Consider the following 26,235-nt stretch of genomic DNA (forward strand, 5'->3'; position numbering starts at 1 on the left):
GCCTAAAGCTTAAAGCTTAAAAAATAAATGAAAGCAAAAGCATTTGATACTGGTTTATTTAAACGAATTTTAAAATATACGAAACCTTATAAGTGGCGTTATTACGGCGTTATTATTTTTGCGGTTTCGCTCTCCATATTTGCGGCACTTAGACCTTACTTATTAAAGCAAACGGTCGACGGCTATATCAAGACGCACGACAAAGAAGGTTTACTATTATACATTATTTTAATGGGAGGTGTTTTGCTGATGGAAGTTTTCTCTCAGTTCTATTTTGTGTATTGGGCGAATTGGCTTGGGCAGGATATTGTAAAAGATATTCGGAACAAACTTTTCAAACATATTTTAAGCTTTAGAATGAAATATTTTGATTTGGTTCCGGTTGGACAATTGGTTACCAGATCTGTTTCAGATATTGAATCAATCGCACGTATTTTCAGTCAGGGATTGTTTATGATTATAAGTGACTTGATGAAAATGCTCGTGGTTTTGATTTTTATGTTTTACATGAACTGGAAACTGACTTGGATTGTTGTCGTTGCCATGCCAATTCTAGTTTACATTACCCGAATTTTTCAACGTAAAATGCAGGTTGCTTTTGAAGAAGTAAGAACGCAGATTGCGAATATGAACTCCTTTGTTCAGGAACGTGTTACGGGAATGAAAATCGTTCAGCTTTTTAATCGTGAAAAAATCGAAGCCGAAAATTTCAGGGTTATTAATGACAAACATCGCGTTGCGTGGATTAAAACGATTTTATACAACTCAATCTTCTTCCCTATTGCCGATATTATTTCTTCAATTACTTTAGGTTTAGTGGTTGTTATTGGCGGGTTCAAAATTTTAAACGGAGATAACTTTACCACGTTTGGAGATTTGTTTTCGTATACGATGTTCATCGGAATGCTTTTTAATCCGCTTCGTCAAATTGCAGATAAATTCAACGAGATGCAGTTGGGAATGATTGCTGCCAATCGTGTTTTTGATATTATCGATACCGAAGATCATATTCAGGATACAGGAAAAATTGAAGCTCCGGTTTTTAACGGAAGCATCGAGTTTAAACAAGTTCGTTTTAGTTATATTCCCGAAGAAGAAGTAATAAAAGGAATTGATTTATCTGTAGATCGCGGACAAACTGTTGCAATTGTAGGTTCTACGGGAGCTGGAAAATCTACGATTATCAATTTACTGAATCGCTTTTACGAAATCAACAGCGGAACGATTTGCATTGACGGACAAAATATCGAAGACTATACTTTGGCTTCTTTAAGAAAACAAATTGCGGTTGTTCTGCAAGATGTATTTTTGTTTGCCGATACGATTTACAATAATATTACGCTTCATAATCCAGAAATTACCCGCGAGAAGGTTTTAGATGCTGCAAAGAAAATTGGCGTTCATGACTTTATTATGAGTCTGCCCGATAATTATGATTTTGATGTGAAAGAACGCGGCGTTATGCTTTCATCAGGACAAAGACAGTTAATTGCATTTTTGCGTTCGTATGTAAGCAATCCGAGTATTTTAATTTTGGATGAAGCAACTTCGTCAATTGATACGTATTCTGAAGAATTAATTCAGCGTGCGACAGAAACGATTACAAAAGGAAGAACTTCGATAATTATTGCGCATCGATTGGCAACAATTGTAAATGCTGATAAAATCGTAGTTATGGATAAAGGTTTAATTGTGGAACAAGGAACACATCAGGAACTATTAACAAAAACTGATGGTTATTATAAAAACTTATACGATTCTCAATTTTCGGTTGCGAATTAAACTTAAATTATAAATGCCTTTTGAGATTTAGATTAAAAAAAATAACATCCCGACGTGCTTTCGTAATTTACGTCATTGTGTCTATTCTTATTATCGTTTCTTCTGTTTACATGTTAAGTAATTTGATTACTGATGTTACACAAAAAGCGAATGAAAGTGAGGCGCGATTGAACTTCATTAAAAAACATGAATTAATGTCGCGGGAATTTTCGAGATTTCTGGAACAGGAAAACAGAATCAAACATGCTTTAAAAATCAGCAGTAAATCTAATTTATCTGCTAATATAAAAGTACTGTCGTCTGTTCAGTCAATCAATTTAATGATAGTTGATAACTGGTTTCAGATTAATGATGAAAAAATAGAATTTGGAAACGATTCTGTTTCTGATGAAATAAAAAAAGACGTTGCCTATTTTATTTCTAAAAACCAAAACACTACGCGCAGCAACACCGTCTTTAAACAAGGAAAAGAATGGGTTTGGAGAGTTTACTTTAAAATCATCTCCAAAAATCATACAACGGTTCGTTGTGGTTATGACATCAACTTAAAAAAATTGCATGATAATTTTGCGACTGTTGACAAAGCGGCTTCTAATTATGCTTTTGTATTTGACAACGCAGGAAGATGCGTTTATCACCCTGACTCTACTTTTATAGGAAGAAATATTTACGATTTTTCGGCTATTCAGCCATCAGATACGGTTTTTACTTATAAAAAAGATCCCACCAAAACTTCGGCATCTGATTTTTTAAAATTGGATTACACTAAAAAAATTACGATGTCTGAATTTTTAAAACTGGATGTTATCAGTTTTACGACAAGATTAGATGTTAAAAATCTGCCTTGGTATATCTGCATTAGTTTTCCGAAAATGATTGAGAATGAAAATGTTTTTTTGGTTAAAAAATATTCAACATGGATATATTCTATAACAACGGTTATGCTTTTGCTTATTTTCTATTTATTCTCGTATGCAAACAGACGCGCCTATAGAGAAAAAGGAATCGCAATTAAAGAAAAAAACCGACTTCTGGTTGAGAATGAAAAAATTGTAAAAGAAAAAGCCCTGATTCAGCTCCAGCATTTAAAAGAGCAGATAAATCCGCATTTTTTATTCAATTCGCTTAACTCCTTATATATGTTAGTGGGAAGCGATGTAAAAACGGCGCAGAAATTTACGCTGAATCTTTCTCGTATTTATCGCTATTTGATAGATCCGCCAGAAAAAAATGTCGTTTCACTTAAAGATGAATTATTGTTTATTGAAAAATATATCTTTTTACAGCAAACCCGTTTTAAGGAAGAATTGTTCTTTTCGATAAAAATCGAAGACGAAGAAGCTTTAGAAAAATTTATACCCTATCTGGCATTTCAGGTAGTGGTCGAAAATGCTATTAAGCATAATATGGCAACGGTCGAAAATCCGTTGACTACAGAAATCCTGATTCAAAAAGATCAGGTAATTATTAGTAATAATCTTCAAAAAAAGGCTCACAGTGAACCCAGCACTAATTTTGGTCTAAAATACCTGTCGAGCATCTATACTTTCTATTCCAGAACCAATTTAAAAACCTCAGAAAAAGACGGCAATTTCGTTTGTATTTTACCTTTAATATCCATTCACTCCTAAAAAAAAGCCATTCACTCCGTTTTGTTTTTTTTCTGAACTAAATTCGAATAGTTTCGATGAAAATTAACTTAAACTTAACACCAAAATGAGGGAAAAGGCATTCCTACATAATGTAAAATTACTTTGCTTATTAATTTTATTATTATTCATTCCTGTTACAGTTCTTTCGCAAAAGAAAAAGAAAAAAGAAACAGAGACTGAAGTTGTAAAAGATTCTACTGACTCCAAAAAAGGAAAAAAATATAGTGACCTTATAAAAAAGGGCACACTTAAAAAAGGACTGTTCAATATCATTCAGGTTAAGACTGATGTTTATTTTGAAATTCAGGATAGTTTGTTTAAAAGAGAATTTCTGATTGTAAACAAATTATCACAAGTTCCTTTTCAGATTAACGAAGCTGGTTTAAATAAAGGAATGAATTATGAAAACAAAATCATTTCTTTTTATAAAGATACAATTGCAAAGAAAGTTTGGGTAAAAACATATGTTCCTAAAGTTTCTTCACCAAAAGAAGATGCCATTACAGCATCTGTAATTGACAATTTCTCTGAATCTATTATTGAAGTTTTTGATATTGAAACCAAAAACAACGATTCGAGCGCTGTAGTAATTAAAGTAAATAAGATTTTTGACGGAAAACAAAAAAGTTTCAATGATGTTTTGAGTAACACTGGTATTGGAGGTTCTGTAAAATCTGATTTATCATATATAGAAAGTTTAAAAGCTTTCCCAAAAAATATTGTAATAAAATCACAGCTTTCAACTTCTTTTGTCGAAGGCACAGCGTCATTACCAATTACGCTTGGTGTTACAAGTAATATTATTTTATTGGATAAAACTCCAATGAAACCTCGTTTTTCTGATAACAGAATTGGTTACTTCTCTGAAAAGCATTGGTATTTTGCCGATGCACAGCAGGCAATGCTTGAAAAAGAATTGATTACCCGCTGGCGTTTAGAACCTAAGAAAGAAGATGAAGAACGATATTTGAAAGGTGAATTAGTAGAACCTAAAAAACCAATCGTGTATTATATTGATCCATCGACCCCAAAACAGTGGAGAAAATATATTATTGAAGGCGTACACGATTGGCAGGTTGCTTTTGAAAAAGCGGGATTTAAAAATGCAATTATTGCAAAAGAACCTACTGAAAAAGATTTAGATTTTGACATTGATGATGTTCGTTATTCGGTTATTACCTATGCGGCATCACCACAATCCAATGCTATGGGCCCTTCGGTTGTTGACCCAAGAAGCGGAGAAATTATTGAAGCCGACATTATATGGTGGCACAATGTTATGACTTCGCTTCAAAGCTGGATGCGTATTCAAACGGGAGCAATCGACCCGAAAGCAAGAGGAAATGTATTTAGTGAGGAACACATGGGAGAAGCAATTCGTTTTGTATCGTCTCACGAAGTTGGACATACATTTGGATTAAAACACAATATGGGCGCTTCGTTCGCTTATGATGTTGAGTCTTTACGTTCAAAAGAATTCACGGCAAAAATGGGCGGCACTGCTCCTTCTATCATGGATTATGCCAGATACAATTATGTAGCACAACCGGAAGATAACGTAACTGTAATTACCCCAAAAATTGGTGAGTACGATAAATACGCTATCGAATGGGGTTACAGATGGTACGGTCCAAACGAAAATGAAACGGCAAGACTAAACGAAGCTATTACAAAACATCAAAACGACCCAATTTATTTTTACGGTGAGCAAGGCTCTCAAATCGATCCTCGTTCACAGTCTGAAGATTTAGGAAACGATGCTGTAAAAGCAAGCGAGTACGGATTGAAAAACTTAAAACGTGTTGTAGATAATATCTTAAACTGGTCCTACGATAAAGATAAGTCTTACTACGAAACTGGTAAACTGTATATTGGAGCTATAGGACAATGGCAAACCTACAATGGTCATGTATTAACCAATATTGGCGGTGTTTACTTAAACCCAACGGTTCACGGCGATAACAAACAGAGTTATGTTCCGGTTCCTGCAGCAATGCAAAAAAGAGCAGTAGATTATTTAGTAAAAAATGTAATTACAATTCCGCAGTGGTTGTTTTTTAATGACGTTTTAGACAAAACAAATCCGCTGAAAGATTCTCCTTTTGGGCCTTATGAGTACACGCCATATACAATGTCAAGAGCATTACAATACGATGTTATATATAGTTTATTCAGCGATGACCGTTTACTTCGAATGACAGAAAATGAATTATATCAGCGAAATAAAACCAACGAGAAGGTTTTTACCGTAAATGAATTGTTTAAAAAAATGCATCAGAATGTATTTGCAGGAACTATCCAAAACAAATCACTTACTATTCTGGAGCGTATGACACAAAAGAATTATGTAGATGTTTTAATTATTTCGACAAATAAATTATTTGAAAAAACAGATGTTAAAAAACCCGTTGAAATACAAGAAACATTACAAATGCCTCATTTATGTTCTGTAGATGATGCACATATGGCGAGAAACATTAATAATTCTTTCTTAAAAAGAGTTACAGAAGTAACCTCAGATAAAAAAGGGGAATTAACAAAAGTACTTCAATTATTAAGAACAAAAAGAAGTACCGGAGATGAATCGACCCAAAATCATTACCGCGATTTAATACAACGAATCGACAAAGCTTTGAACAATACAACCTTTTAATACATAACCCAAACCCAAAACATGAAAAAAATTCTACATGCCCTACTGCTGTTCCTGGCCATCGCAGGATATGCGCAGGAAACCCGAACTATTACGGGGATCATTCAAGATGAAGCTGACTTGTCGCCAATTCCTGGTGCATCGATCTTTGTTGAGAATAATTCGATCTCAAATAAAACTGCTATGGCAGGTATTATTCAAAGTGAAGGAATCGGAACTACTACTGATTTTGACGGTAAATTCACATTGAAAATTTCTAAAAACATTACTTCTTTGAGAGTTACATTCATGGGATACAAATCGTATACTCTTGAACTTTCTCCTCAAAAAAATTATACGATCAACTTAACATCTGAAACTGCAAAACTTCAGGAGGTTGTTGTAACAGGTTACCAAAAAATTGAGAAAAGAAAGCTTACTGCTGCGGTTTCTAAAATCGACATGTCTGCAATTCAGCAAACAGGGGTTTCTAGTATTGACCAATTATTGGTAGGACAAATTGCCGGGGTTGCGGTAAGCACACCATCTGGAGCACCTGGAGCGCCTGCTAAAATCAGGATCAGGGGTACAGCTTCTCTTAATGGTACACAAGATCCTTTATGGGTACTTGATGGTCTACCTTTAGAAGGAAATGAAGTTCCTAAAAACTTTGACAAAGACAATATCGACGTACTAGGCAACTACTCTATTGCTGGTTTAAACCCAGACGATATTAAAGATATCACGATTTTAAAAGATGCTGCTGCAACTGCTATTTACGGTGCGCGTGCTGCAAATGGTGTAATCGTTGTAACCACTAAAAAAGGTAGAGCTGGTAAAATGGTAGTAAGTTTCAATACGAATACATTTATCACGCAAAGACCTCAGTTTTCTAAATTAAACTTGATGAACTCAAATGAGAAAATTGATTTAGAACTTAACATGGCAAGCCGTGCAGACTTAACTTACAGAGATACTGGTGGAGATATTTCTCGTATCTTAAACGGATCTGGTGAACTAGATGCTTACAGAGCTGGAGGATTTTCTTCTTTAAGCCCTGCAACGCAACAATCTATCAATTCTTTAAGAGGAAACAACACAAACTGGGGTAACTTATTATACCAAACAGCTATCAACACGCAGCACGGTTTAAGTTTATCTGGTGGTGGAGAAAAATCAGATTATTATTTCTCTTTAGGATACTATGATGAAAAAGGAGCAACTATTGGAACTGGTTTCAAACGTTACAACTTAACATTAAAAAACAACTATCAAATAACAGATAAATTTAAAGTTGGTGTTGGAATTTTTGGTTCTGAAAACAAAACTACATCTTACCTTACAGATACAGATGCGTTTACAAACCCATCAAATTACTCAAGAAACGTAAATCCATATTTAACTCCATACAACGAAGATGGAAGTTACAAATATGACCCGGATATCGCTGGTTATTCTGGTCGTTATGTTCCTTTTAATATCTTGGAAGAAAGAGCAAATACTTCTTACGATTTAAAAACAAGAGCTATTAAAGCATTATTAGATGCTGAATATAAAGTTACTAAAGACTTAAAAGTAACGTCTCAATTAGGTTTACAATTAGACAATACTGCCAGCGAAAAATTTGCTGGAAAAGAAACTTATTACACAAGAAAACAAAAAGAAAAATCACGTTATTTTACTAACGGAGCTTACAATTATTTCCTTCCGGAAGGTGGAATTATTCAAAACTCAAATACAGACTTTTTTCAGTATAACTTAAAAACAATGGTAAGTTACAAAACTGAAATTGCTGAAAAACACGAAATCGAAGCAATGGTTGGTAATGAGTTAAGAAGAAACTACACAACATCTGTTTCAACTAAAGGATTTGGTTTTGATGAGAAAAATTTAACTACGCAACCAATTCTTTTTCCTAACGCTGGTTTCGCTAAGGAATCTGATTATAAACAATATGCTAAAAGTGAAAATGAAAATGCTTTTGCTTCTTTCTTCGCTACAGCTTCGTATACTTACAACAGAAAATATAGTGTATTTGGAAGTGTGAGATACGATGGTTCAGATTTATTTGGTGTAGATCCTAAATACAAATATTTACCACTTTGGTCAACATCTGCATCTTGGGCAGTGTCTGAAGAAGATTTCTTAAAAGACAACTTAACACTTTCTAACTTAAGACTTCGTGCTTCTTACGGTTTACAAGGAAACATTGATAAAAATACTTCTCCTTACGTAATGGGTACTAACGGAACAACTATTATTTTGCCAGGGCAAACTGAGCCAATTATTACAGTTGACAGCCCGCCAAACGAAAAATTACGTTGGGAAAAAACTACTAACACAAACGTTGGTGCTGATATAGGTTTATTCAACAACCGTATTAGCCTTGTAACTGATTTATACGGAAGAAAAAGTTCTGACTTAATTGGTTTAAGAGCACTTCCATTAGAAAATGGTTTTGAATATACAAATATGAACTGGGCACAAGTAAGTAATAAAGGTTACGAAATTACTTTGTCTACAAAAAATATCGACCGTCCAAACTTTCAATGGAATACAAGTATTAACTTTTCTCATAACAAAAGTAACATAGACCGTATCGAAGTACGTGATACTGATTACTTACCTAATAGAGAAGGTCGTCCGGTAAATGCGGTATTTGGATTTAAAACAAACGGAATCGACGAAAACGGATATCCTTTATTTATCAATAAAAAAGGAGAAACTGTAAACTCTCAGACATTCTTTGGTTTATATGATCCATTTGCTGACATTTTCCCAGGAGAATTGGCGCAGTCAAACTTATCAGCTGCTGAATTTAGAGACTTGTTTACTTACTTAGGAGACAGAGATCCTAAATTTACAGGAGGTATTACCAATACTTTTAAAGTAAGTAATTTTGATTTAACAATTGCAGCTTCATTTAATATCAAACAAACTGTTACAAAAACTCCTCCATACAACGGAACAATCGTAGACAGAGGACAAAATTACAGTAGAGATATTTTAGATGCATGGTCACCAACTAATACATCTTCTAATTTACCAGGAATCACTAGTAAAGATTCAGGAACAGGAGATTCTTATATGGCATACCTATGGTATTCTGGACAAAATCAAATTCCAACCTACAATTATTTAGATACATGGGTTAGCGAAATGAGTTATATGAGATTAAGCAGTTTGCGTTTAGGTTATACATTCCCTAAAGCATTTACAGATCAAATTAACATTTCAAGCATCAGACTTAATGTTGAAGCTAGAAACTTATTCGTAATCAGCTCTGATTACAAAGGTTACTTTGACCCGGAAACTTTCGGAAACATTTATGCACAACCAGTTCCTAAGTCATTCACTTTAGGATGTAATGTAACTTTCTAATAAAAATAAAGATGAAAAAATTCTCAAAATATATACTACTTTTTGCTGCAGCACTTGCAGTAACAAGCTGTGATGACTATCTGGATATCCAACCAGTTGGTCGTGTTATCCCAGAAACATTAGAGCAGTACCGCGCAGTTTTAACAAAAGGATACGACGTATATCCTGAACACAAATCATTAACGGCAGTTCGTACAGACGAATTAACGATGAATGAATTTAGTGATGACGTAACATACTACAGAGATATTTATATTTGGAAAGATGCAAATCCGGATCGTATTACAACTACTTTTCAATATGCAGATTTATACAAAACTATCTTTTATACAAACGTAATCATTAACGAAGCGTCTAAAAAATTAGATGTAACTCCAGAAAGAAACCAGTTAGTTGGAGAAGCTTATGCATTGAGAGCAATGGCTTACTTTGATTTAATTAACCTTTTTGGAAAACCTTACAATGCAGCAACTGCAGGTTCAGACAAAGGAGTTCCATTAGCGTTAGAGATTGATTTAGAGCAAGCTTTCGTACCTCAGACAGTAGAAGTAATTTACAATCAAATTATTTCTGATACTCAGGAAGCTGAAAAATTCATCAACAAAGATTCTCAAACAAAAGGTTTAAACTACCGTTTCTCTAAAGTTGCTTTATACAGTTTAGAAAGCCGTATTTATTTATATGTACAACAATGGCAAAAATCGCTTGACGCTGCAAATAAAGCGTTAGCAATTAACAACGCTTTAGTTGATTTAAAGGCTACACCTGTATTCGCAACAAAATACGATTCAAAAGAATCTATTTTAGCTCTTGAAGATGGTTTAATAAACAACTTAAAAGGTGCCGTTTATGCTTCACCAGATTTAATTGGTGCTTACAGCAAAACAACTGATTTACGTTTTCCTCTTTATTTCTTAGCAAGCGGAAGCCGTTACAGAATTCAAAAAGGTGGAAATATTGATCAAAAATGTTCTTTCAGAACTTCTGAGTTGTATTTAACAAAAGCAGAAACGTCATTAAAACTGAACAACATTGCTGATGCAAAAACAACTGTTTTAAGTTTTATCAAAAACAGATACACAGCAGCTGCTTATATACAACTTGAAATTGAAGTTAATGCAATGAATGCTGCAGATTTAACAAACTTCATTTATGAAGAAAGACACCGTGAGTTTGCTGTTGAAGGACAGCGTTGGTTTGATTTAAGAAGAACATCTCAAAAACAAATCGTTCACACTTTTGACGGTGATAATTATACATTGATACAAAACGATCCGCGATATACCATTATTTACCCGGCAGACGCGAGATTAAACAATCCCAATCTATAAATACCTATTGTTTTTTTTTAAAGAGGTCCAGTTTTTACAGCTGGGCCTCTTTTGCATTTATTCATATCAAAAACATCGGGAACGTTTTCAAACGTTGGTGCACTACACAATAACGATTCGTTTCCTGTGGTTGAAACCACAGGCTATATTTAAAATAAAAACACAAATTTTTACCAATGCTTAATAAACATAGCCCGTGGTTTCAACCACGGGAACACAATATAATCACAATCCTTAACCCGCCGTTGAAACCACGAATAATAATTGAAACATAACAAAAAAGATTAAATAACAACAAAACTGCAAACTCCTATAAAAACTTGTTGTAAAAAAACTATAGACAATTATATTTGCAAAATCATTTAAGAGCTTCTCACTTAAAAATGAAACTTTTTAACTTTATCTCAAAAGGAAAATGAAAATTGCCATTGTCGAAGACGAATATCTTGCATCCACTTACCTAAAGTCAATTTTAGAACAGCAGGACATTTTACAGATTGCCGAAATCGCAGTTTTAAAATCGGTAAAGGAAGCAGTCGAATTTTTTAAACAAAACAATGTTGACTTAGCTTTTATGGATATTCATTTGGGCGACGGAAAAAGTCTCGAAATATTTGAGAAAGCCACAATCTCCTGCCCTGTCATTTTTGTTACCGCTTATGACTCTTATGCCATTTCGGTTTTCAAACACTTTACAATTGATTATCTTTTAAAACCTTTTGAAGAACAAGAACTATTAGAAGCCCTAACCAAATTCAAAAAAATAAAAGACAGTTTTAATGCCGATGCAACGCTACAATCTTTAGTAGCCATTGAAAATCCTGAAACAAACAAAATACAACGTCATTTTTTAGTAAATCACGGCTATAAACTAATTTCAGTAAACGAATCTGAAATTACCTATTTTGCCGCATCAGGAAAGCATTTATTTATCTATGTAAAATCAGGAAACAGTTATTTGTACAACAGCACAATTACAGATATTATAAACAGCCTCGATCCGTTTATCTTTTTTAAAATAAACCGAAAATATATCGTACACCGAAATATTATAAAAGAAGTCGTAAAACATTCGCATCAAAAAATCGAAGTCATTCTTACCGTTCCTCCTATCGAAAACGATCCGATAATTATCAGTAAAAAAGAAATAAACAATTTCAAAAACTGGCTCGATCAATAAAACGGATCATTTTTTTGAATCGCAAAAACATTAAAATTTACGCTTTCGCGGAAAATTGAAAACTGCATAATTCACAATTTGAAGTTTTAAACTGACCAAATAAGTGTCAAAATCATTCTAAAAAGTTAAAATAGCGTTATAAGAATCATAAAGTTGATATTATGTAACTTAGAGTATAACTTTCTTCATTTTAGAATTCTTTATCTTTGAGAGACAAAATTTAAATGAAAAAGAAAATGCCACATAACAGATTTTATCCTAACGAAGAATTCAAAGAAATAGAAATAAACGCATCATTACAACTTAAATACGCAATTTCAAACAGAGGAAGATTAATAAGCTTTACAGATGAAATTGAAAACGGCCGAATCCTTAAAGGCGGTTTAAGCGATGGATATCCTACTTTTAGATTTAAGGTTAAAAAAGATGACAAAATCATCAACAAATATTTATTTCTCTACAAATTAGTTGCTCAATATTTTCTTCCAAAACAATCAGAAGATCAAACCTATGTTCTGCATCTCGATTACAACCGAAGCAATGACGATATCAGCAATTTACGCTGGGCAACAAAACAAGAAATGATGGCGCACAGCCGCAAAAGTCCGCGAGTGATTCAGGCAAAGAAAAACCTGATCGAACACAACTTAAAAGCCGACGGACGAAAATTAACGACCACAAAAGTCATGTTAATCAAAAAAATACTGGCAAGACCAGAACAAAAAACACGTCTTAAAATGATTGCTAAACAATTCGGCGTAAGCGAAATGCAGATTCGCAGAATTGCCAGCGGCGAAAACTGGGGACACGTGAAAGTTTAATTATTAATTGTAAATGGTGAATTGTTAATGGCTGAGAATGCTTAATTAATAATTCACCATTTATAATTTACAACTATTTTGTCAGGCTGAGCGAAGTCTTTGTCAAGCTGAGCGAAGTCTTTGTCAAGCTGAGCGAAGTCGAAGCCAACGCAAACCTCTTCCACATAGTTCCATGACAACAAAATATAAAGCCACAGATTACAGAGATTAAACGGATTTTAAAAATCTTTTTAATCCTGAAAATCTGTGGCTTTATTTTTTTAATAATTTCTGTCACTCTGAGCGAAGTCGAAGAGCTTTTTTACAAGTAGCAGGGCTTCGACTTCGCTCAGAGTGACAAATGAATCAATATTTCAAATTTTCCACATTTTACCTTTTTACTTTTTTACATGATACTCTTTTTAAAATAAATCATTAAATTCGCAAGCACAAATAACAAAAGAAAATCGACAAGTGAGTTTCGGAATCTATAAACCTCATTTTCGATAGTTAATACTAAAAACACAAAAAATGAAATACGACGTTATTGTTTTAGGAAGTGGTCCTGGAGGATATGTAACAGCGATTAGAGCTTCACAATTAGGCTTTAAAGTAGCTGTAGTTGAAAAAGAAAACCTTGGTGGTGTATGTTTAAACTGGGGATGTATCCCAACAAAAGCATTACTAAAATCAGCTCAGGTTTTTGATTATTTAAAACACGCTTCTGACTACGGATTAAAAGTTTCTGAATTCGATAAAGATTTTCCTGCTGTTGTTCAACGCAGCCGTGGTGTTGCAGAAGGAATGAGCAAAGGGGTTCAATTCTTAATGAAAAAAAACAAAATTGACGTTATCGAAGGTTTTGGAAAACTAAAACCAGGAAAAAAACTTGACGTTACAGATAAAGATAATAAAGTTACTGAATACAGCGCTGATCACATCATCATCGCAACTGGAGCTCGCTCTCGTGAGTTACCAAACTTACCACAAGATGGTGTAAAAGTAATAGGTTACCGTCAGGCAATGACATTACCAACACAGCCAAAATCTATGATTATTGTAGGTTCTGGAGCAATTGGAGTTGAATTTGCTCATTTCTACAACTCAATGGGAACTGATGTTACTATTGTAGAATTTATGCCAAACGTAGTTCCTGTAGAAGACGAAGATATCTCAAAACAATTTGAGCGTTCTTTGAAAAAAGCCGGAATTAAAGTAATGACTAACTCATCTGTTGAGCGTATTGACACAACTGGTGCAGGAGTAAAAGCATTTGTTAAAACTGCAAAAGGAGAAGAAGTTCTTGAAGCTGACATCGTACTTTCGGCAGTTGGAATCAAAACAAACATTGAAAATATTGGTTTAGAAGAAGTTGGAATCGCTGTTGACAGAGATAAAATCTTAGTAAACGCTTACAACGAAACTAACATTCCGGGATACTACGCAATTGGAGACGTTACTCCAGGTCAGGCTTTAGCTCACGTAGCTTCTGCAGAAGGAATTAACTGTGTAGAAAAAATTAAAGGACTTCACGTAGACCCAATCGATTACGGAAACGTTCCGGGTTGTACTTACGCAACTCCAGAAATCGCTTCTGTAGGTTTAACTGAAAAACAAGCAAAAGAAAAAGGTTACGAATTAAAAATTGGAAAATTCCCATTCTCTGCTTCAGGAAAAGCAAAAGCTGCCGGAACTCCAGACGGATTTGTAAAAGTAATTTTCGATGCTAAATACGGAGAATGGTTAGGATGCCACATGATTGGTGCTGGTGTTACAGACATGATTGCAGAAGCAGTTGTAGCTCGTAAACTAGAAACTACAGGTCATGAAATCCTTAAATCTATCCACCCTCACCCAACAATGAGCGAGGCAGTTATGGAAGCTGTTGCAGATGCCTACGGCGAAGTAATTCACTTGTAAAAATATACCGTTTTACGGTCATATATAATTTTCAATTTAAAAATCCGATTTGTGAAAACAGATCGGATTTTTTTTGATGAAAAAACAAACTATTCTATGAAAGTATAAGTTTTAAATTATATCGCAAAATATTTAAGCCGTATTTTATTACAAATAAAATTTGTAGTGCATTTTACTAAAATGATGGTATGGTACTTTTATACCCTAAATTTAAACTTATAAATAGTAATGAAAAAATACGCGTTAATTATTTTAACTGGAATGTTTTTATCTTGTGCCACTACAAACCCAAAATTAAGTGGAGTAATCAAATTGAAAAATGGAACTACCGTAGAAGGTTTAATGACCGATCCTTCACATTATGTCGGCTCTGCACCTAAAAGCTTGGCCATAAAAACTTCGAATGGAAAATTTAAATATAAAAATAATGAAATCGAAAAAGTAACAATATTAGGTCAGGAAAAAATTTACGTTCCATTTTTTGCTAAAAAATTTATGTCGTTAAAACCAAGTGGGAAAATAAAATATTTATGGTTAACTCCTGTTAGTATCCCAAATGGAAAAGCATCACTTTATAGTGGAGAAAAAGAACAAACTAATCAAAAAGGAAGATATATTGGAACAACAACTTTTTATTATGTTTGGAAAAAAGGAGAAGAAGCCTCAAACTATTTTACAAGTTCAGAGCTAGGGTTAACAATTGGAGAAGGGAATGCCTATAGAACAATGATAGAAAATGTTTTTCAGGATTGCCCTGAATTGATAAAAAAATCAAAAGATGAGAGATATAAGCCAAAAAATAAAAGTGTTATTGATGTAGTTAATGAATATAATTCAACTTGTGGCAAATAAAGCAACCAATATATTATTTGTATTTATAAAAAAATCCGATTTGTGAAAACAGATCGGATTTTTATTTTGTCATTTCGACCGAAGGGAGAAATCGCACTCGTATATCCACAAAGAAACTCCACAAACAAAATCGCCAATCTTTGTCATTCCGAGGAACGAGGAATCTTCACAAGAAGCTCCTCAAACAAAATCGCTAATCTTTGCAGAGTTTCTAGTGCGATTTCTCCCTTCGGTCGAAATGACAATCCTTTAATTAAAAACATAAACTTTAAAATTTATAAAGAAAAATTTGTTAAAAACTTCACATTAAAAAATTTCACTATCGTCTTATAATTCTTATTTTTATTCTTTATAAATAAGATTTTATGACATTACCCTTTATAGAAATAATTGAAGCCACAACAAGTGACCCTAATTTACTAATGTGGAAATTTTATGATGACGATAAAGAAATAAAAAACGGAGCAAAACTAACCGTTCGCGAAAGTCAGCACGTAATGCTTTTAAACGAAGGTCAGCTTGCCGATGTATATTCGCCGGGACTTCACACTTTATCTACAGAAAACATTCCGATTTTAAGCAAGCTGAAAGGCTGGAAATACGGTTTTGAAAGTCCGTTTAAAGTCGATGTTTATTTTTTCAACACACATCAATTCATCAATAATAAATGGGGAACTCCCGCCCCTATTCTGCTAAACGATCCACAATTTGGGCAAATCAGAATTCGCGCTTTCGGAAGTTTCGACATTCAAATTGTCGACGTTGCTAAGTGCTTCCGTCAATATGCCGGAACGTATCAGCAGCTTACCATTTTTGAATTGCAAAATCAGTTACGTGATTTCGTTGCACCAAAATTTGGAGAAGTTCTAGCAAACGAAAACATCACCGTTACCGACATTGCCGGAAATATTACGCAATTGGGCAAAAAAATCGAACCGTATCTTAAACCTTATTTTCTTCAATTCGGGATTGAATTAACACAGTTTGTAATCACCAGCGTTACATTACCCGAAGAAGTTACGGCACATTACGACAAAATCACCAATATGAATATGGTAACCGATATGGATAAATTTACCAAATTCAATACCGCAACTGCAATTGGCGATAAAGGAACCGCGCTTCACGATGCAACCCAAAACGCATTGAGCATGGGAATTCTGCTAAATCAATTACAGCAAAATAAAGAAACGCCAAAAGAAGAAGTAAAAGACGATTTAACTTCTAAACTTCAAAAGCTAAAATCTTTATTTGATGCCGGTTTAATCGACGAAGACGAATTCAAAACAAAAAAATCCGAATTATTAAGCCAATTATAATGGAAGAGAAAAAAGTCAATTCGTTTTTAGATAGACTAAAACAAAAAGCTCAAAACCAAACCAATTACGGCGGCGAAATGGAAATCAACGACGCAAAAATGAATGCAAAAGACTGTCCAAACTGCGGCGCCGGAAGAGCAAAACAAGACGGGGTAACGCATTGCGCTTATTGCGGATTTGAGTTTATAACCGTAAAACTAACAGACGGAGTTTATATTAAAAAAGAAGATAATTCAATTTAAAATCATATAACGTGTTCGGACTATTTAATAAATCAAAAGACCCAGAAAAAAACGAAGGAAGTAAAGAAACATTTCCGGATTGGTACGCAGAACTTCAGGAATCACAACAAAGATGGTTTGCCTTTTTAGAAAAACTCGAAGCAAAAATGGAAGAACTGGCAACGGCCTCAATTCCAGAATTAAAACAGCTTTTACAAGAAGATGAAGATCTTTATAAAAGAACTTTTCACAGAGTACTTTCCGGTATAAATGGTCAGTTAAACAATATTAGAGAAAAAGCCAGAGATACATACGAAGAAAAAATAAGCCGTATTTATTACGATCTCGATTCACAGATTTCTGTTTTAGATAAACATCACGATCTACTTTCAGATTTTAGAAGCGCATGCTCAGATCGATACAATGATTTTGACGATAAATTTGATTATTGGAGAAAACAGATCGAAAAAACTCAGGAACGCGATCTAGAAATCGAATACAAAAAAATATTAGACGAATACGAAGCCATTAAAAACAAATTCAGCTGTACACAATGCGGCGGAAATATCGAAATCGAAAAAATATTTTTAATCGAAACCTATATTTCATGTCCGTATTGTCAAACGCAAAATACATTTGCGCCAAGTACACAAGGCCGAAATTTACAAAACATTGCACGAGGTCTTGCTGAACAAAGAACCGCTCATTTATACGAAGCTTTTGAAACTGAAGATAAAAAAGAACGTGAATTGTATCACGAACGTCATGAATTAAGTTTGAGTAAAATTCACGAATCAGATAAAAAAGTATTGAGCGAAATTCAGGCAAAAATGGACGATCTCGAAGAACAAAGACAATTTGTAATTAAAAATGCTCCAAAATTATATCAGGTTTATCTGCGCGCCATGTATGACGAATGGAATAAAATTACGCCAGCTTTAAAAGAGCACAACGAAAAAATGTATCAAAATCAAGTACCCAATTAATAATTATTAATCCTTAAAAATCAACAAATGTTTAAAAAACTTTTTGGAGCTCTAACTGGAGACAACAAACAAGAAAATCAAAATTACGAGCAGACACAAACATCAAATGAAAGTCATGAAGATAATTATGAAGATAACTACGAAAATGAATATCAGGAAGTAGAATACGATCCGGAAACTTTACACGGAACACATTATGATGTAGAAGATTTTGATGCCGAAGTTGCAGAAAGAGCCGAAGCATGGATTGCAGACGAACGCGCAAGCGGAGAAAATCTTGAAGAAAAAGACATTCAAAACATATATTTCAATTACAGAAGAACCGTTTACACAGAATGGAACAATTGCGACTCAGATCAAATGATTCGTTTTGAGCACGCAAATTCTTTAAAATACAGCGGAGTTCAAACTTCAGGATTTGTAAAAGTAGACGAAAACAATCCGTTTTTGGAGCCAGTTCACGGTGTAGATTTAAGAACCTATACAGCAATGTGTCTTAAAATTAGTGCAGGAGTTGATTATCTTGAAGTTTGCAAAGCAATGGGCTTCGAATCTGTAGTTTGGGAAGAATTAAACACAATCTGGCCGCAGCGTATGGGCGAAGATACTTCGTTTACTGTTACAACTTTATTCGGGCAATATTATGCTGAAAACGTAACTGTTCCACAATTAGAAAACCTAAAAGCTGAAATTTCAGAAGAAGGAGCAGCAAATTTAGAAAGAATCAGAACAGATCGTTATTTCTACGAAGAATTAGCCGGAGCAAGACAAGCTGCATACGAATACGGAATCGATGGTGCACAATGGATTTTAGAAACTTTTGGAATCAACCTTGCTGATTTCCAATCGGTAGCAATGCAATGGATGACAGAGCAAAACCAAAACTGGAATTCAGCAGATATCACAGAATTCCATGATTATCAACAAGCAAAACAAAAAGAATATGCCGCAAAATTTGCTGCAGAACAAGGCGGAAATATCGCAGACGATGTGAATTTCTAAATTGATTTCTTTTCAGGATAAAAAAACCGATTTGCCAAAACAAATCGGTTTTTTATTCGTTTAAATTTAACTGTATTTCAAAAGTCTTAAAAATATATACAATGGAAAACACACCCATTTTTTTCGCCGATGGAGAAAATCCAAAAATGATCGAAGCTTTCAAAAAAGCGCAGGAAACCTTTAAATATTTCTGGAGAGAATTATCCTGGGAATACCGCAGAATAATTCCCGGACTAGATGTCGCTTGTGTAAAACTGGCTTTTACTCAGGAAATAGACGGAGAAACTGTAGTAGAACACATGTGGATTAACGATGTGAATTTTGATGGTGAAACTATTTATGGCGTTTTGGTGAATCAGCCAAGTGAATTAACCAATGTCAGTAATGGAGACGAAGTACAAATTCCAATCAACCAAATCAGTGACTGGTTATTTGCTATTGGAGGAAAAACATATGGAGCATTTACTATTCAGGCAATGCGTTCCCAAATGAGCGACGACGAAAGAGAAGATCATGACGAAGCATGGGGATTAGATTTTGGAGATTTCAACGATATCTTAGTTGTTAACGAACAAAAAGAAAAACCAGAGAACCTTATAGAACATCCTATGAGCAAAAACATGAAAGAAAGTCTTATTGATTTCGTAAAAAACAATCCGGAAGAAGTGACTGCACAAGATGAATTAGGTTATACTTTTTTACATAGAGAAGCCGTTGCCGGAAACCTTACTTCTGTAGAAGTATTATTAGAATCAGGAGCAGATAAAAATGCTAAAACTGCCAGCGGAAAAACAGCACTTGATTTTGCAAAACAATTAAATTGGGAACATTTAATCCCTATATTATAATATTTTCATTCAAAAACCGATTTGTAAAACAGATCGGTTTTTTTCTTTACATAAATATCAATTTATCTTTTTATCCTAAACCAATAATGTGGTATTTTTGCAGCACCAAATCTAATCTTCGCCTGCGATGAAAAAAATATTCTTCCTTATAATAATCTTGTTTCCAGCAAGTATATTATTTTCTCAAACAAAAAAAGAAACTACAGTTTCTGACTCACAAAACATTTTTTCAAGACCTTATGACTATGTAAATGATTTCGAAAAAATCTTAAAACCAGATCAAATTACAAACCTCACCAATACGCTGAAAGCATTTGAAAAACAATTTCTGTACAAAATTACAGTCGTAACAACTTCAACAATACAGCCTTACACCTCTTTCCCTGATTATGCTTTAGATTTAGACAAATATCTGGCAAAAGATCCAAAACTAGATCCCACTATTTTAATTGTAGTAAGTAAAGAATTAAGACAAATTCAGGTTCAAAGCATTGACCTTATTCGTTATAAACTAAGCGATAACGACACCCAAAGCATCATTACAACCTATGCCGTGCCCGAATTTAAAAAAGGCGATTATGGCAAAGGTTTAGAACTTGCCGTCGATCAAATTATGAATAAATTAAAAACATATTAATTTCTTCTTTTAACGAAAAATCTTAAATTGTATTCGTTTTAATCATAAAAAGAAAATTATGACATTAGAAGAATACAAAAAGCAATTTTCAGAAGATGATGCTGTAGGATGGCTTGAAATCGATAAAGAATTCGAACGTCTTTACCCAGATCAGGAACCCAAACATTTTGCTCCCGCCATAAGTTATATGCTTGGGGGAGAACATCCACTGGACGGCGTAAGCATTTACGAAAGCAAAAAACAAACAGATCATTTTCACTTTGTCACTTACGGATTTTCTGAATTGTATTATGACGAAAATAAAATCGAAGACGAATTTAGCAAATGGGGATTTGAACTCACTTTTAGACTTAAACCTTTTGCAGAAGACAACGGAAACCCAAGCTGGGTAATTGCCCTTTTACAAAACATTGCAAAATATGTTTTTGACAGCGGCAACTGGTTTGAAGAATTTCATTACATGCCCGCAAACGGTCCAATAAGACTAGATACCGAAACGGATATTACCGCTTTAGTAATCGTTGCCGATCCTGAAATTGAAAAGAAACAAACCCCGCACGGTGAACTTTCGTTTTTGCAAATAGTCGGAATAACTTCTGCCGAATACGAAGCCATAAAAGAAAACCCCGAAACAGTCGAAGAATTGGTCCATAAATTAAAAGAAAACAATCCGTTGTTAATTACAGATTTAACGAGAAAATCATAAAATATCAAAATCCGATTGGTGAAAACAAATCGGATTTTTTGATTTCCATCTGTTAAAAACAATTTACACCAGCATTAATTTTAATAACTTTATCCGTAAATAATAACGCTATGAAAGAAATATGCATTGTTGAATTCACTTCTAATTTAGGTCTAAAAGAACCGAAACCAGGAAAAGAACCAGGCGTAAATCGTTTGCCGGATTGGTTATGGAAACATAATCTGCATAAATCAATTAATCCCAAAAACATCATAAGAGTCGATCCTCCAAAATACTCCAATATAAAAGATCCCGAAACCAATATTCTCAACGCAGATTCATTAGTTACCTACGCCAGAGAACAAGCTTATTTAGTGAACAATTTATTGAGTGCCAATAAATTTCCGTTTATTTTGGGCGGTGATTGCAGTATTCTTTTAGGTCCTGCAATGGCTTTAAAACAAAAAGGAAATTACGGCTTATTTTATCTCGACGGTCATACCGATTTTATGGATGTTTCTCTGTCTGAAACGGGCGGTGTTGGCGGCATGGCAGCTTCGATTGTTACCGGAAACGGACATCAAAAATTAACCAATATTCTTAATTTATCACCTTATATAAAAGAAGAAAACCTTTGGTGTGTAGGCAATCGCGAATACGATGATGAATACGAAAATGAAATCAGAAAATCTTCGGCAACATATATAAGTCTTCAGGAATTGCGAAAACAAGGAATTGTTAATGCCGTAAAAGCATTTCTATCCGAAGTTGAAAACAAAAACTTAGATGGTTTTTGGCTTCATATCGATGTTGATGTTCTTAACGACGATATTATGCCGTGCGTAGACAGCAGAAAACCAGACGGTTTAACCTATGATGAATTTAATGAACTTACCTCCTATTTATTTGAAAGTAAAAAACTAAGCGGACTTGAAATTACAATTCTCGATCCGGATTTAGACGAAACAGGAAAATATACCAAAGATTTCGTAAACAATATCACGGTTACTTTCAACAAACATTTCAATACTTGATTTAAAAACATAAACATCAAATAATCAATATTTTAATATTATTTTTACTACTGACAAACCGTTGTCACAATGCCATTTTACCTTTACTAAAAAATAAGATTTATGGAAACAAAAGACGGAAAATTAGCAGTATATGCTGAAACCAGAGCAGACTGGCGCAAATGGCTGACAGAAAATAGTGTAAATGAAAAATCAGTCTGGCTGATTTTGTTTCATAAAAAAAGCCAGACCAAAAGCATAAATTTAATTGAAGCTACAGAAGAAGCACTTTGTTTTGGCTGGATCGACAGTTTGTGCAAAAAACGCGACGGCGAAAGTTATTATCTTACCTTTTCGCATCGCAACCCAAAAACCAGCAAATGGAGTAAACCTAACATAGAAAGAGCCGAACGCATGATTCAAGAAAACTTAATGACTGAACACGGACAAAAGTTAATTGACATCGCCAAAGAGCAAGGAAAGTGGATTACAGATTAATAGAATAATTTGGGCGTTTCCTACGGCCGGGCTGTACACTATATCTTTTATGGTGAACCCCACCATAAAAGGATGTCGCTTCCATCCCTAACGCAAATCCGGTTTCATAAGAACATTGTTTTTTAATTGATCATTTTAGACAAAAAAGATTATTTTTAAAACAAAATTCAACAACCCGATTTGATGAAAATAACAGAAATTACAAAAAGTGATTTTGAACCTTTAAAAATCCTATTTTTAAAAGAAAGACAAAGAACATTTTCGTGGCTTGATACATCAGAATTTAAATTAGACGATTTTGAAAAACATACGCAGGGAGAATATATTTTAGTGGCACATATTAATGAAATTCCGGTTGGTTTTATTTCGATTTGGATGCCAAATAGTTTCATTCACCATCTATATGTTGACCAAGAATATCAAGGCCAGAAAATTGGAACCGAATTATTGAAAGCAGCCATTCAAAAAACTAAATTTCCGCTCACTTTAAAATGCTTAGAAAACAACATCAAAGCCGTTGAATTTTATAACAAAACAGGATTTATTGAAAAAGAAAAAGGGCGTTCTGAAAACGGAACTTACATTTTATTTGAGCTTTCAAAAGATATTAATTAAAATTCAAAACCATGAATCAGGAAATCCAGGCATACAACGATTCTCAAAATGCTGAAGACAAAAAAATATGTGATATTTTAAGTGTTGAAATTAATGATTTCCTGCAAGAAGCCGAAAGCAAAATCTGGCATCGGCATCCGGTTTGGTTTTTAGACGGAAATCCTGTTGCAGGTTATAGCAAACTTAAAGATTCTGTCAGACTGCTTTTTTGGAGCGGACAATCTTTTGATGAAAGCGGACTTCAAAATGAAGGAAGCTTTAAAGCCGCCGAAGCGCGTTATACAAGCGCAGATCAAATCAATATTGACGATTTAAAAAGATGGCTCGATAAAGCCAGAAACATTCAATGGGATTATAAAAATATCGTGAAACGCAAAGGCGTTTTAATTCGCTTGAAATAATTTAAACTTTTAAAACACTTTAAAGCAACCATTTAACTTTTTTTTCATCTATAAATAAACTAACCTAAAATTTAAACCGATGAAAAAATACTTACTTCTTCTTATTTTAATTGCATTCTCTTCCTGTAATGATAATGATGATAATCGTTCTGACGAAAACCGCTTAGAAGGCAAATGGAGCTGGATTCGCACTTCTGGCGGATTTGGAGGCCCAACAAGTTCAGAAACATCAGATCAAAAAGTTGTAATTGAGATCTCAAATTCTACAATTAAAACGTATATAAACGGAAATCTGTCGCAGCAGCAGAAATTTTTTATAACAACAAAAAAATCTGTTTTTGGAGGAGACAGAAAAATGATCGTTATTGATAAAAGCGATTCTTTTACACAAGAATTTTATTTGGACAGATCATTTGAATTTCACAACAATAAACTCTATTTAATAGACGAATGTGTTGACTGCTCAACATCAGAATATGAACGCATTAAATAGTTATGAATTATGGGTTATGAATTAATTTATCATTGAAGTTTTAATTTATAATTCAAAACTCACAATTAAAAATTAATAATCAATAATTAACAATTAATATTTAATAAATTTTTATCGATAAACAATAAATTACTATATTTGTTGCATACTTATTTTAAATCAAAATATTATGTCAACAAGATCAACTTACATTTTAAAGCTCCTAAACGTAATGTCATGGATTGCTTTTATTGGGCTTTGTGTCAAAGCAGGAACACTTTTAGCCTCTTACGGGGTTAGTATGTTTATCAGCGAAGTTGGAGCAAAAAACCTGCAGTTAGGTTTAGATTTGTCTCCGTTAAAAGCGTACGACGTTGTCGATTACTCTATTATGGTTTTCTCTATTACGGTAATTACAATTTTAGAAGCTTTGGTATTTTATTCTGTAATTCAAATTTTCATGAAGATTAATTTTGTCAGTCCGTTTCATGAAACAATTGGAAAACTAATCCAGAAAATGAGCGGATTCTCCTTACTTGTTGGCATATTTAGCAACATAACCGTTAATTATTCTCAAAAATTTACTGCAATAGGAATCCAGCTTCCAAATCTTACTGAACATATCGGACTTGGAGATGCATTCTTATTTTTTGCCGGAATTTTATATTTTATCTCACAGCTTTTTGCAAAAGGAATCGAACTTCAAAAAGAAAGCGAATTAACCATATAAGTTATGCCAATTATAGTAAATTTAGACGTAATGATGGCTAAACGAAAAATGTCATTAAATGAACTTTCAGAAAAAGTTGATTTGACCTTATCTAATCTTTCCATATTAAAAACGGGCAAAGCAAAAGCCGTTCGTTTTAGCACACTCGAAGCAATCTGCAAAGTTCTGGAATGCCAGCCCGGAGATATTTTAGAGTTTGTCGAAGAATAAGGTATTAGAATATTATTCGTAATTTCGTATTAAAGAGAACTTTAGGTTCTCTTTTTTGATTCAATAACTTTCTAAAACCATCAAAATGAATATCTTAATCGTATACAGTCATCCGAGCAAAAAGTCCTATACATTTCAGGTTTTAGAACAATTAAAATCTGCTATAGCAAAACAAAACTGGAATTTTGAAGTTTCAGATTTATACGCTTCCAATTTTCAAAGCGATATGTCTGAAGAAGAATATGAAAGAGAAGGATTTGTAAAACTCAATCTTCCCATTCCTAAAGACGTTTTAGCAGAACAGCAAAAAATCGAAAAAGCCGATTGTATTATTTTTCTATATCCCGTTTGGTGGAGCGATTGCCCCGCAAAACTAAAAGGCTGGTTCGACCGCGTTTTTTCGGTTGGATATGCTTACGGACAAATCCACGATTTCCCGAAAATGAAAATAATTCCGTTTGGACTTGTAATCTGCACCGCCGGACATCCAAATACTTTTTTAACCGAAATTAAAATGGCGCAAAGTATGGAAACCATAATGCTCGAAGATCGTTTGGGAAAACGCTTTGAAAATAAAGAAATGCTGATTCTGGGCGGAACTTTAGAGTTGGAAAATGTTATGGAAAATCATTTTTTACAAATTCAAAAAGCCGTTGAAAAAATTAAAAGTTATATTGCCTAAAAAATAGAAACTCATATTATAAAACAATCCCAAATAATGACAATAGAAGAAATAATGGACATACAAATGTCTGCTTTTAACAATAGATCCATACAACAAATGATGCCTTTGTACAGTGATGATATTAAAGTTTATAATTTTCAGGATCTTACATTAGTAATAAACGGCAAAAAAGAATGCGAAGAAATGTTTGTCAACCTTTTTAAACAATCGCCAAATTTGAATGCCGAAATAATAAAATCCATCTTTTTTGATAATAAAGTAATACTCCACGAATATGTTTCTGGTCGAAATGGCGATGATACTAAAAAAGAGCAAGTTGTTATTTTTGAGATAACAAATCAAAAAATAAGCAGAATGGATATCATGAGATAATAAAGCATTTT

General features: G+C 33.7%; 25 protein-coding genes. All 25 read left to right on the forward strand.

Going from position 1 to position 26,235, the window contains the following annotated elements:
* Nucleotides 1–27: 27 nt before the first annotated feature.
* The 25 genes from B3C18_RS10630 (at nt 28) to B3C18_RS10750 (ending at nt 26,224) form a co-directional block, all read left to right on the forward strand.
* Entirely contained in the window at nt 28–1,782 is a 1,755-nt protein-coding gene (locus B3C18_RS10630) for an ABC transporter ATP-binding protein (protein WP_291146463.1), read from the forward strand.
* Nucleotides 1,783–1,859: 77 nt separating this feature from the next.
* Nucleotides 1,860–3,413, forward strand: coding sequence for a sensor histidine kinase (locus tag B3C18_RS10635; RefSeq protein ID WP_291146465.1), 1,554 nt, complete (start codon nt 1,860–1,862; stop codon nt 3,411–3,413).
* A gap of 85 nt (nt 3,414–3,498) precedes the next feature.
* Nucleotides 3,499–6,087 carry a zinc-dependent metalloprotease gene (locus tag B3C18_RS10640; protein ID WP_291146467.1) on the forward strand — a complete coding sequence of 863 codons (2,589 nt, stop codon included), beginning with the start codon at nt 3,499–3,501 and terminating at the stop codon, nt 6,085–6,087.
* A 21-nt stretch (nt 6,088–6,108) separates the two neighbouring features.
* A complete protein-coding gene (locus tag B3C18_RS10645) occupies nt 6,109–9,447 on the forward strand; it encodes a SusC/RagA family TonB-linked outer membrane protein (protein WP_291146470.1) in 3,339 nt (1,112 codons plus the stop codon).
* 11 nt (nt 9,448–9,458) lie between these two features.
* The gene (locus B3C18_RS10650; protein WP_291146472.1) at nt 9,459–10,778 is read left to right on the forward strand and encodes a RagB/SusD family nutrient uptake outer membrane protein; all 1,320 of its coding nucleotides are present in this window, start codon (nt 9,459–9,461) and stop codon (nt 10,776–10,778) included.
* A gap of 415 nt (nt 10,779–11,193) precedes the next feature.
* Nucleotides 11,194–11,958: a LytR/AlgR family response regulator transcription factor gene (locus B3C18_RS10655; RefSeq protein WP_291146474.1), complete on the forward strand. Its 765-nt coding sequence runs from the start codon at nt 11,194–11,196 to the stop codon at nt 11,956–11,958.
* A 236-nt stretch (nt 11,959–12,194) separates the two neighbouring features.
* On the forward strand, nt 12,195–12,779 hold the full coding sequence (locus B3C18_RS10660; protein WP_053471817.1) for an HNH endonuclease: 585 nt from the start codon (nt 12,195–12,197) through the stop codon (nt 12,777–12,779).
* Between the two features lie 510 nt (nt 12,780–13,289).
* Complete coding sequence (gene lpdA, locus B3C18_RS10665; RefSeq protein WP_073484922.1) at nt 13,290–14,678, forward strand: dihydrolipoyl dehydrogenase; 1,389 nt, start codon at nt 13,290–13,292, stop codon at nt 14,676–14,678.
* A 228-nt stretch (nt 14,679–14,906) separates the two neighbouring features.
* Entirely contained in the window at nt 14,907–15,530 is a 624-nt protein-coding gene (locus B3C18_RS10670; RefSeq protein ID WP_291146479.1) for a hypothetical protein, read from the forward strand.
* A 365-nt stretch (nt 15,531–15,895) separates the two neighbouring features.
* Nucleotides 15,896–16,849 carry an SPFH domain-containing protein gene (locus B3C18_RS10675; protein ID WP_291146483.1) on the forward strand — a complete coding sequence of 318 codons (954 nt, stop codon included), beginning with the start codon at nt 15,896–15,898 and terminating at the stop codon, nt 16,847–16,849.
* A complete protein-coding gene (locus tag B3C18_RS10680) occupies nt 16,849–17,091 on the forward strand; it encodes a hypothetical protein (RefSeq protein ID WP_053471715.1) in 243 nt (80 codons plus the stop codon). The genes B3C18_RS10675 and B3C18_RS10680 overlap by 1 nt, the downstream gene beginning before the upstream one ends.
* An 11-nt stretch (nt 17,092–17,102) precedes the next feature.
* Nucleotides 17,103–18,056 carry a hypothetical protein gene (locus B3C18_RS10685; RefSeq protein WP_291146487.1) on the forward strand — a complete coding sequence of 318 codons (954 nt, stop codon included), beginning with the start codon at nt 17,103–17,105 and terminating at the stop codon, nt 18,054–18,056.
* A 27-nt stretch (nt 18,057–18,083) separates the two neighbouring features.
* The gene (locus tag B3C18_RS10690) at nt 18,084–19,058 is read left to right on the forward strand and encodes a DUF6620 family protein (RefSeq protein WP_291146489.1); all 975 of its coding nucleotides are present in this window, start codon (nt 18,084–18,086) and stop codon (nt 19,056–19,058) included.
* Between the two features lie 101 nt (nt 19,059–19,159).
* Entirely contained in the window at nt 19,160–19,906 is a 747-nt protein-coding gene (locus B3C18_RS10695; RefSeq protein ID WP_291146491.1) for a DUF2314 domain-containing protein, read from the forward strand.
* A 127-nt stretch (nt 19,907–20,033) separates the two neighbouring features.
* Nucleotides 20,034–20,543: a TPM domain-containing protein gene (locus tag B3C18_RS10700; protein WP_291146493.1), complete on the forward strand. Its 510-nt coding sequence runs from the start codon at nt 20,034–20,036 to the stop codon at nt 20,541–20,543.
* Nucleotides 20,544–20,601: 58 nt separating this feature from the next.
* Nucleotides 20,602–21,249 (forward strand): suppressor of fused domain protein, encoded by a 648-nt coding sequence (locus tag B3C18_RS10705; protein ID WP_291146495.1) that lies wholly within the window; start codon nt 20,602–20,604, stop codon nt 21,247–21,249.
* A 110-nt stretch (nt 21,250–21,359) separates the two neighbouring features.
* Nucleotides 21,360–22,262: an arginase family protein gene (locus tag B3C18_RS10710; protein ID WP_291146497.1), complete on the forward strand. Its 903-nt coding sequence runs from the start codon at nt 21,360–21,362 to the stop codon at nt 22,260–22,262.
* A 102-nt stretch (nt 22,263–22,364) separates the two neighbouring features.
* Nucleotides 22,365–22,739 carry a YdeI/OmpD-associated family protein gene (locus B3C18_RS10715; protein WP_073484907.1) on the forward strand — a complete coding sequence of 125 codons (375 nt, stop codon included), beginning with the start codon at nt 22,365–22,367 and terminating at the stop codon, nt 22,737–22,739.
* Between the two features lie 183 nt (nt 22,740–22,922).
* Entirely contained in the window at nt 22,923–23,354 is a 432-nt protein-coding gene (locus tag B3C18_RS10720) for a GNAT family N-acetyltransferase (RefSeq protein ID WP_053471723.1), read from the forward strand.
* 11 nt (nt 23,355–23,365) lie between these two features.
* Entirely contained in the window at nt 23,366–23,755 is a 390-nt protein-coding gene (locus B3C18_RS10725; protein WP_291146500.1) for a DUF1801 domain-containing protein, read from the forward strand.
* 79 nt (nt 23,756–23,834) lie between these two features.
* Nucleotides 23,835–24,248 (forward strand): hypothetical protein, encoded by a 414-nt coding sequence (locus tag B3C18_RS10730; protein ID WP_291146502.1) that lies wholly within the window; start codon nt 23,835–23,837, stop codon nt 24,246–24,248.
* Nucleotides 24,249–24,417: 169 nt separating this feature from the next.
* Nucleotides 24,418–24,957: a hypothetical protein gene (locus tag B3C18_RS10735; RefSeq protein WP_291146504.1), complete on the forward strand. Its 540-nt coding sequence runs from the start codon at nt 24,418–24,420 to the stop codon at nt 24,955–24,957.
* 3 nt (nt 24,958–24,960) lie between these two features.
* Nucleotides 24,961–25,167: a helix-turn-helix domain-containing protein gene (locus B3C18_RS10740; RefSeq protein WP_053471727.1), complete on the forward strand. Its 207-nt coding sequence runs from the start codon at nt 24,961–24,963 to the stop codon at nt 25,165–25,167.
* Nucleotides 25,168–25,252: 85 nt separating this feature from the next.
* Nucleotides 25,253–25,849: an NAD(P)H-dependent oxidoreductase gene (locus B3C18_RS10745; protein WP_291146507.1), complete on the forward strand. Its 597-nt coding sequence runs from the start codon at nt 25,253–25,255 to the stop codon at nt 25,847–25,849.
* Nucleotides 25,850–25,885: 36 nt separating this feature from the next.
* Nucleotides 25,886–26,224 (forward strand): nuclear transport factor 2 family protein, encoded by a 339-nt coding sequence (locus tag B3C18_RS10750; RefSeq protein ID WP_291146509.1) that lies wholly within the window; start codon nt 25,886–25,888, stop codon nt 26,222–26,224.
* Nucleotides 26,225–26,235: the final 11 nt, after the last annotated feature.

This window comes from Flavobacterium sp. UBA7680 (genome assembly GCF_002482975.1).
GTDB lineage: Bacteria > Bacteroidota > Bacteroidia > Flavobacteriales > Flavobacteriaceae > Flavobacterium.

Bases quoted from the DNA above. Each gene is read 5' to 3' on its own strand.
- B3C18_RS10630 (WP_291146463.1), top strand. From the start codon at position 28: ATGAAAGCAAAAGCATTTGATACTGGTTTATTTAAACGAATTTTAAAA.
- B3C18_RS10640 (WP_291146467.1), top strand. From the start codon at position 3,499: ATGAGGGAAAAGGCATTCCTACATAATGTAAAATTACTTTGCTTATTA.
- B3C18_RS10645 (WP_291146470.1), top strand. From the start codon at position 6,109: ATGAAAAAAATTCTACATGCCCTACTGCTGTTCCTGGCCATCGCAGGA.
- B3C18_RS10650 (WP_291146472.1), top strand. From the start codon at position 9,459: ATGAAAAAATTCTCAAAATATATACTACTTTTTGCTGCAGCACTTGCA.
- B3C18_RS10655 (WP_291146474.1), top strand. From the start codon at position 11,194: ATGAAAATTGCCATTGTCGAAGACGAATATCTTGCATCCACTTACCTA.
- B3C18_RS10660 (WP_053471817.1), top strand. From the start codon at position 12,195: ATGCCACATAACAGATTTTATCCTAACGAAGAATTCAAAGAAATAGAA.
- lpdA (WP_073484922.1), top strand. From the start codon at position 13,290: ATGAAATACGACGTTATTGTTTTAGGAAGTGGTCCTGGAGGATATGTA.
- B3C18_RS10670 (WP_291146479.1), top strand. From the start codon at position 14,907: ATGAAAAAATACGCGTTAATTATTTTAACTGGAATGTTTTTATCTTGT.
- B3C18_RS10675 (WP_291146483.1), top strand. From the start codon at position 15,896: ATGACATTACCCTTTATAGAAATAATTGAAGCCACAACAAGTGACCCT.
- B3C18_RS10680 (WP_053471715.1), top strand. From the start codon at position 16,849: ATGGAAGAGAAAAAAGTCAATTCGTTTTTAGATAGACTAAAACAAAAA.
- B3C18_RS10690 (WP_291146489.1), top strand. From the start codon at position 18,084: ATGTTTAAAAAACTTTTTGGAGCTCTAACTGGAGACAACAAACAAGAA.
- B3C18_RS10695 (WP_291146491.1), top strand. From the start codon at position 19,160: ATGGAAAACACACCCATTTTTTTCGCCGATGGAGAAAATCCAAAAATG.
- B3C18_RS10700 (WP_291146493.1), top strand. From the start codon at position 20,034: ATGAAAAAAATATTCTTCCTTATAATAATCTTGTTTCCAGCAAGTATA.
- B3C18_RS10705 (WP_291146495.1), top strand. From the start codon at position 20,602: ATGACATTAGAAGAATACAAAAAGCAATTTTCAGAAGATGATGCTGTA.
- B3C18_RS10710 (WP_291146497.1), top strand. From the start codon at position 21,360: ATGAAAGAAATATGCATTGTTGAATTCACTTCTAATTTAGGTCTAAAA.
- B3C18_RS10715 (WP_073484907.1), top strand. From the start codon at position 22,365: ATGGAAACAAAAGACGGAAAATTAGCAGTATATGCTGAAACCAGAGCA.
- B3C18_RS10720 (WP_053471723.1), top strand. From the start codon at position 22,923: ATGAAAATAACAGAAATTACAAAAAGTGATTTTGAACCTTTAAAAATC.
- B3C18_RS10725 (WP_291146500.1), top strand. From the start codon at position 23,366: ATGAATCAGGAAATCCAGGCATACAACGATTCTCAAAATGCTGAAGAC.
- B3C18_RS10730 (WP_291146502.1), top strand. From the start codon at position 23,835: ATGAAAAAATACTTACTTCTTCTTATTTTAATTGCATTCTCTTCCTGT.
- B3C18_RS10735 (WP_291146504.1), top strand. From the start codon at position 24,418: ATGTCAACAAGATCAACTTACATTTTAAAGCTCCTAAACGTAATGTCA.
- B3C18_RS10740 (WP_053471727.1), top strand. From the start codon at position 24,961: ATGCCAATTATAGTAAATTTAGACGTAATGATGGCTAAACGAAAAATG.
- B3C18_RS10745 (WP_291146507.1), top strand. From the start codon at position 25,253: ATGAATATCTTAATCGTATACAGTCATCCGAGCAAAAAGTCCTATACA.
- B3C18_RS10750 (WP_291146509.1), top strand. From the start codon at position 25,886: ATGACAATAGAAGAAATAATGGACATACAAATGTCTGCTTTTAACAAT.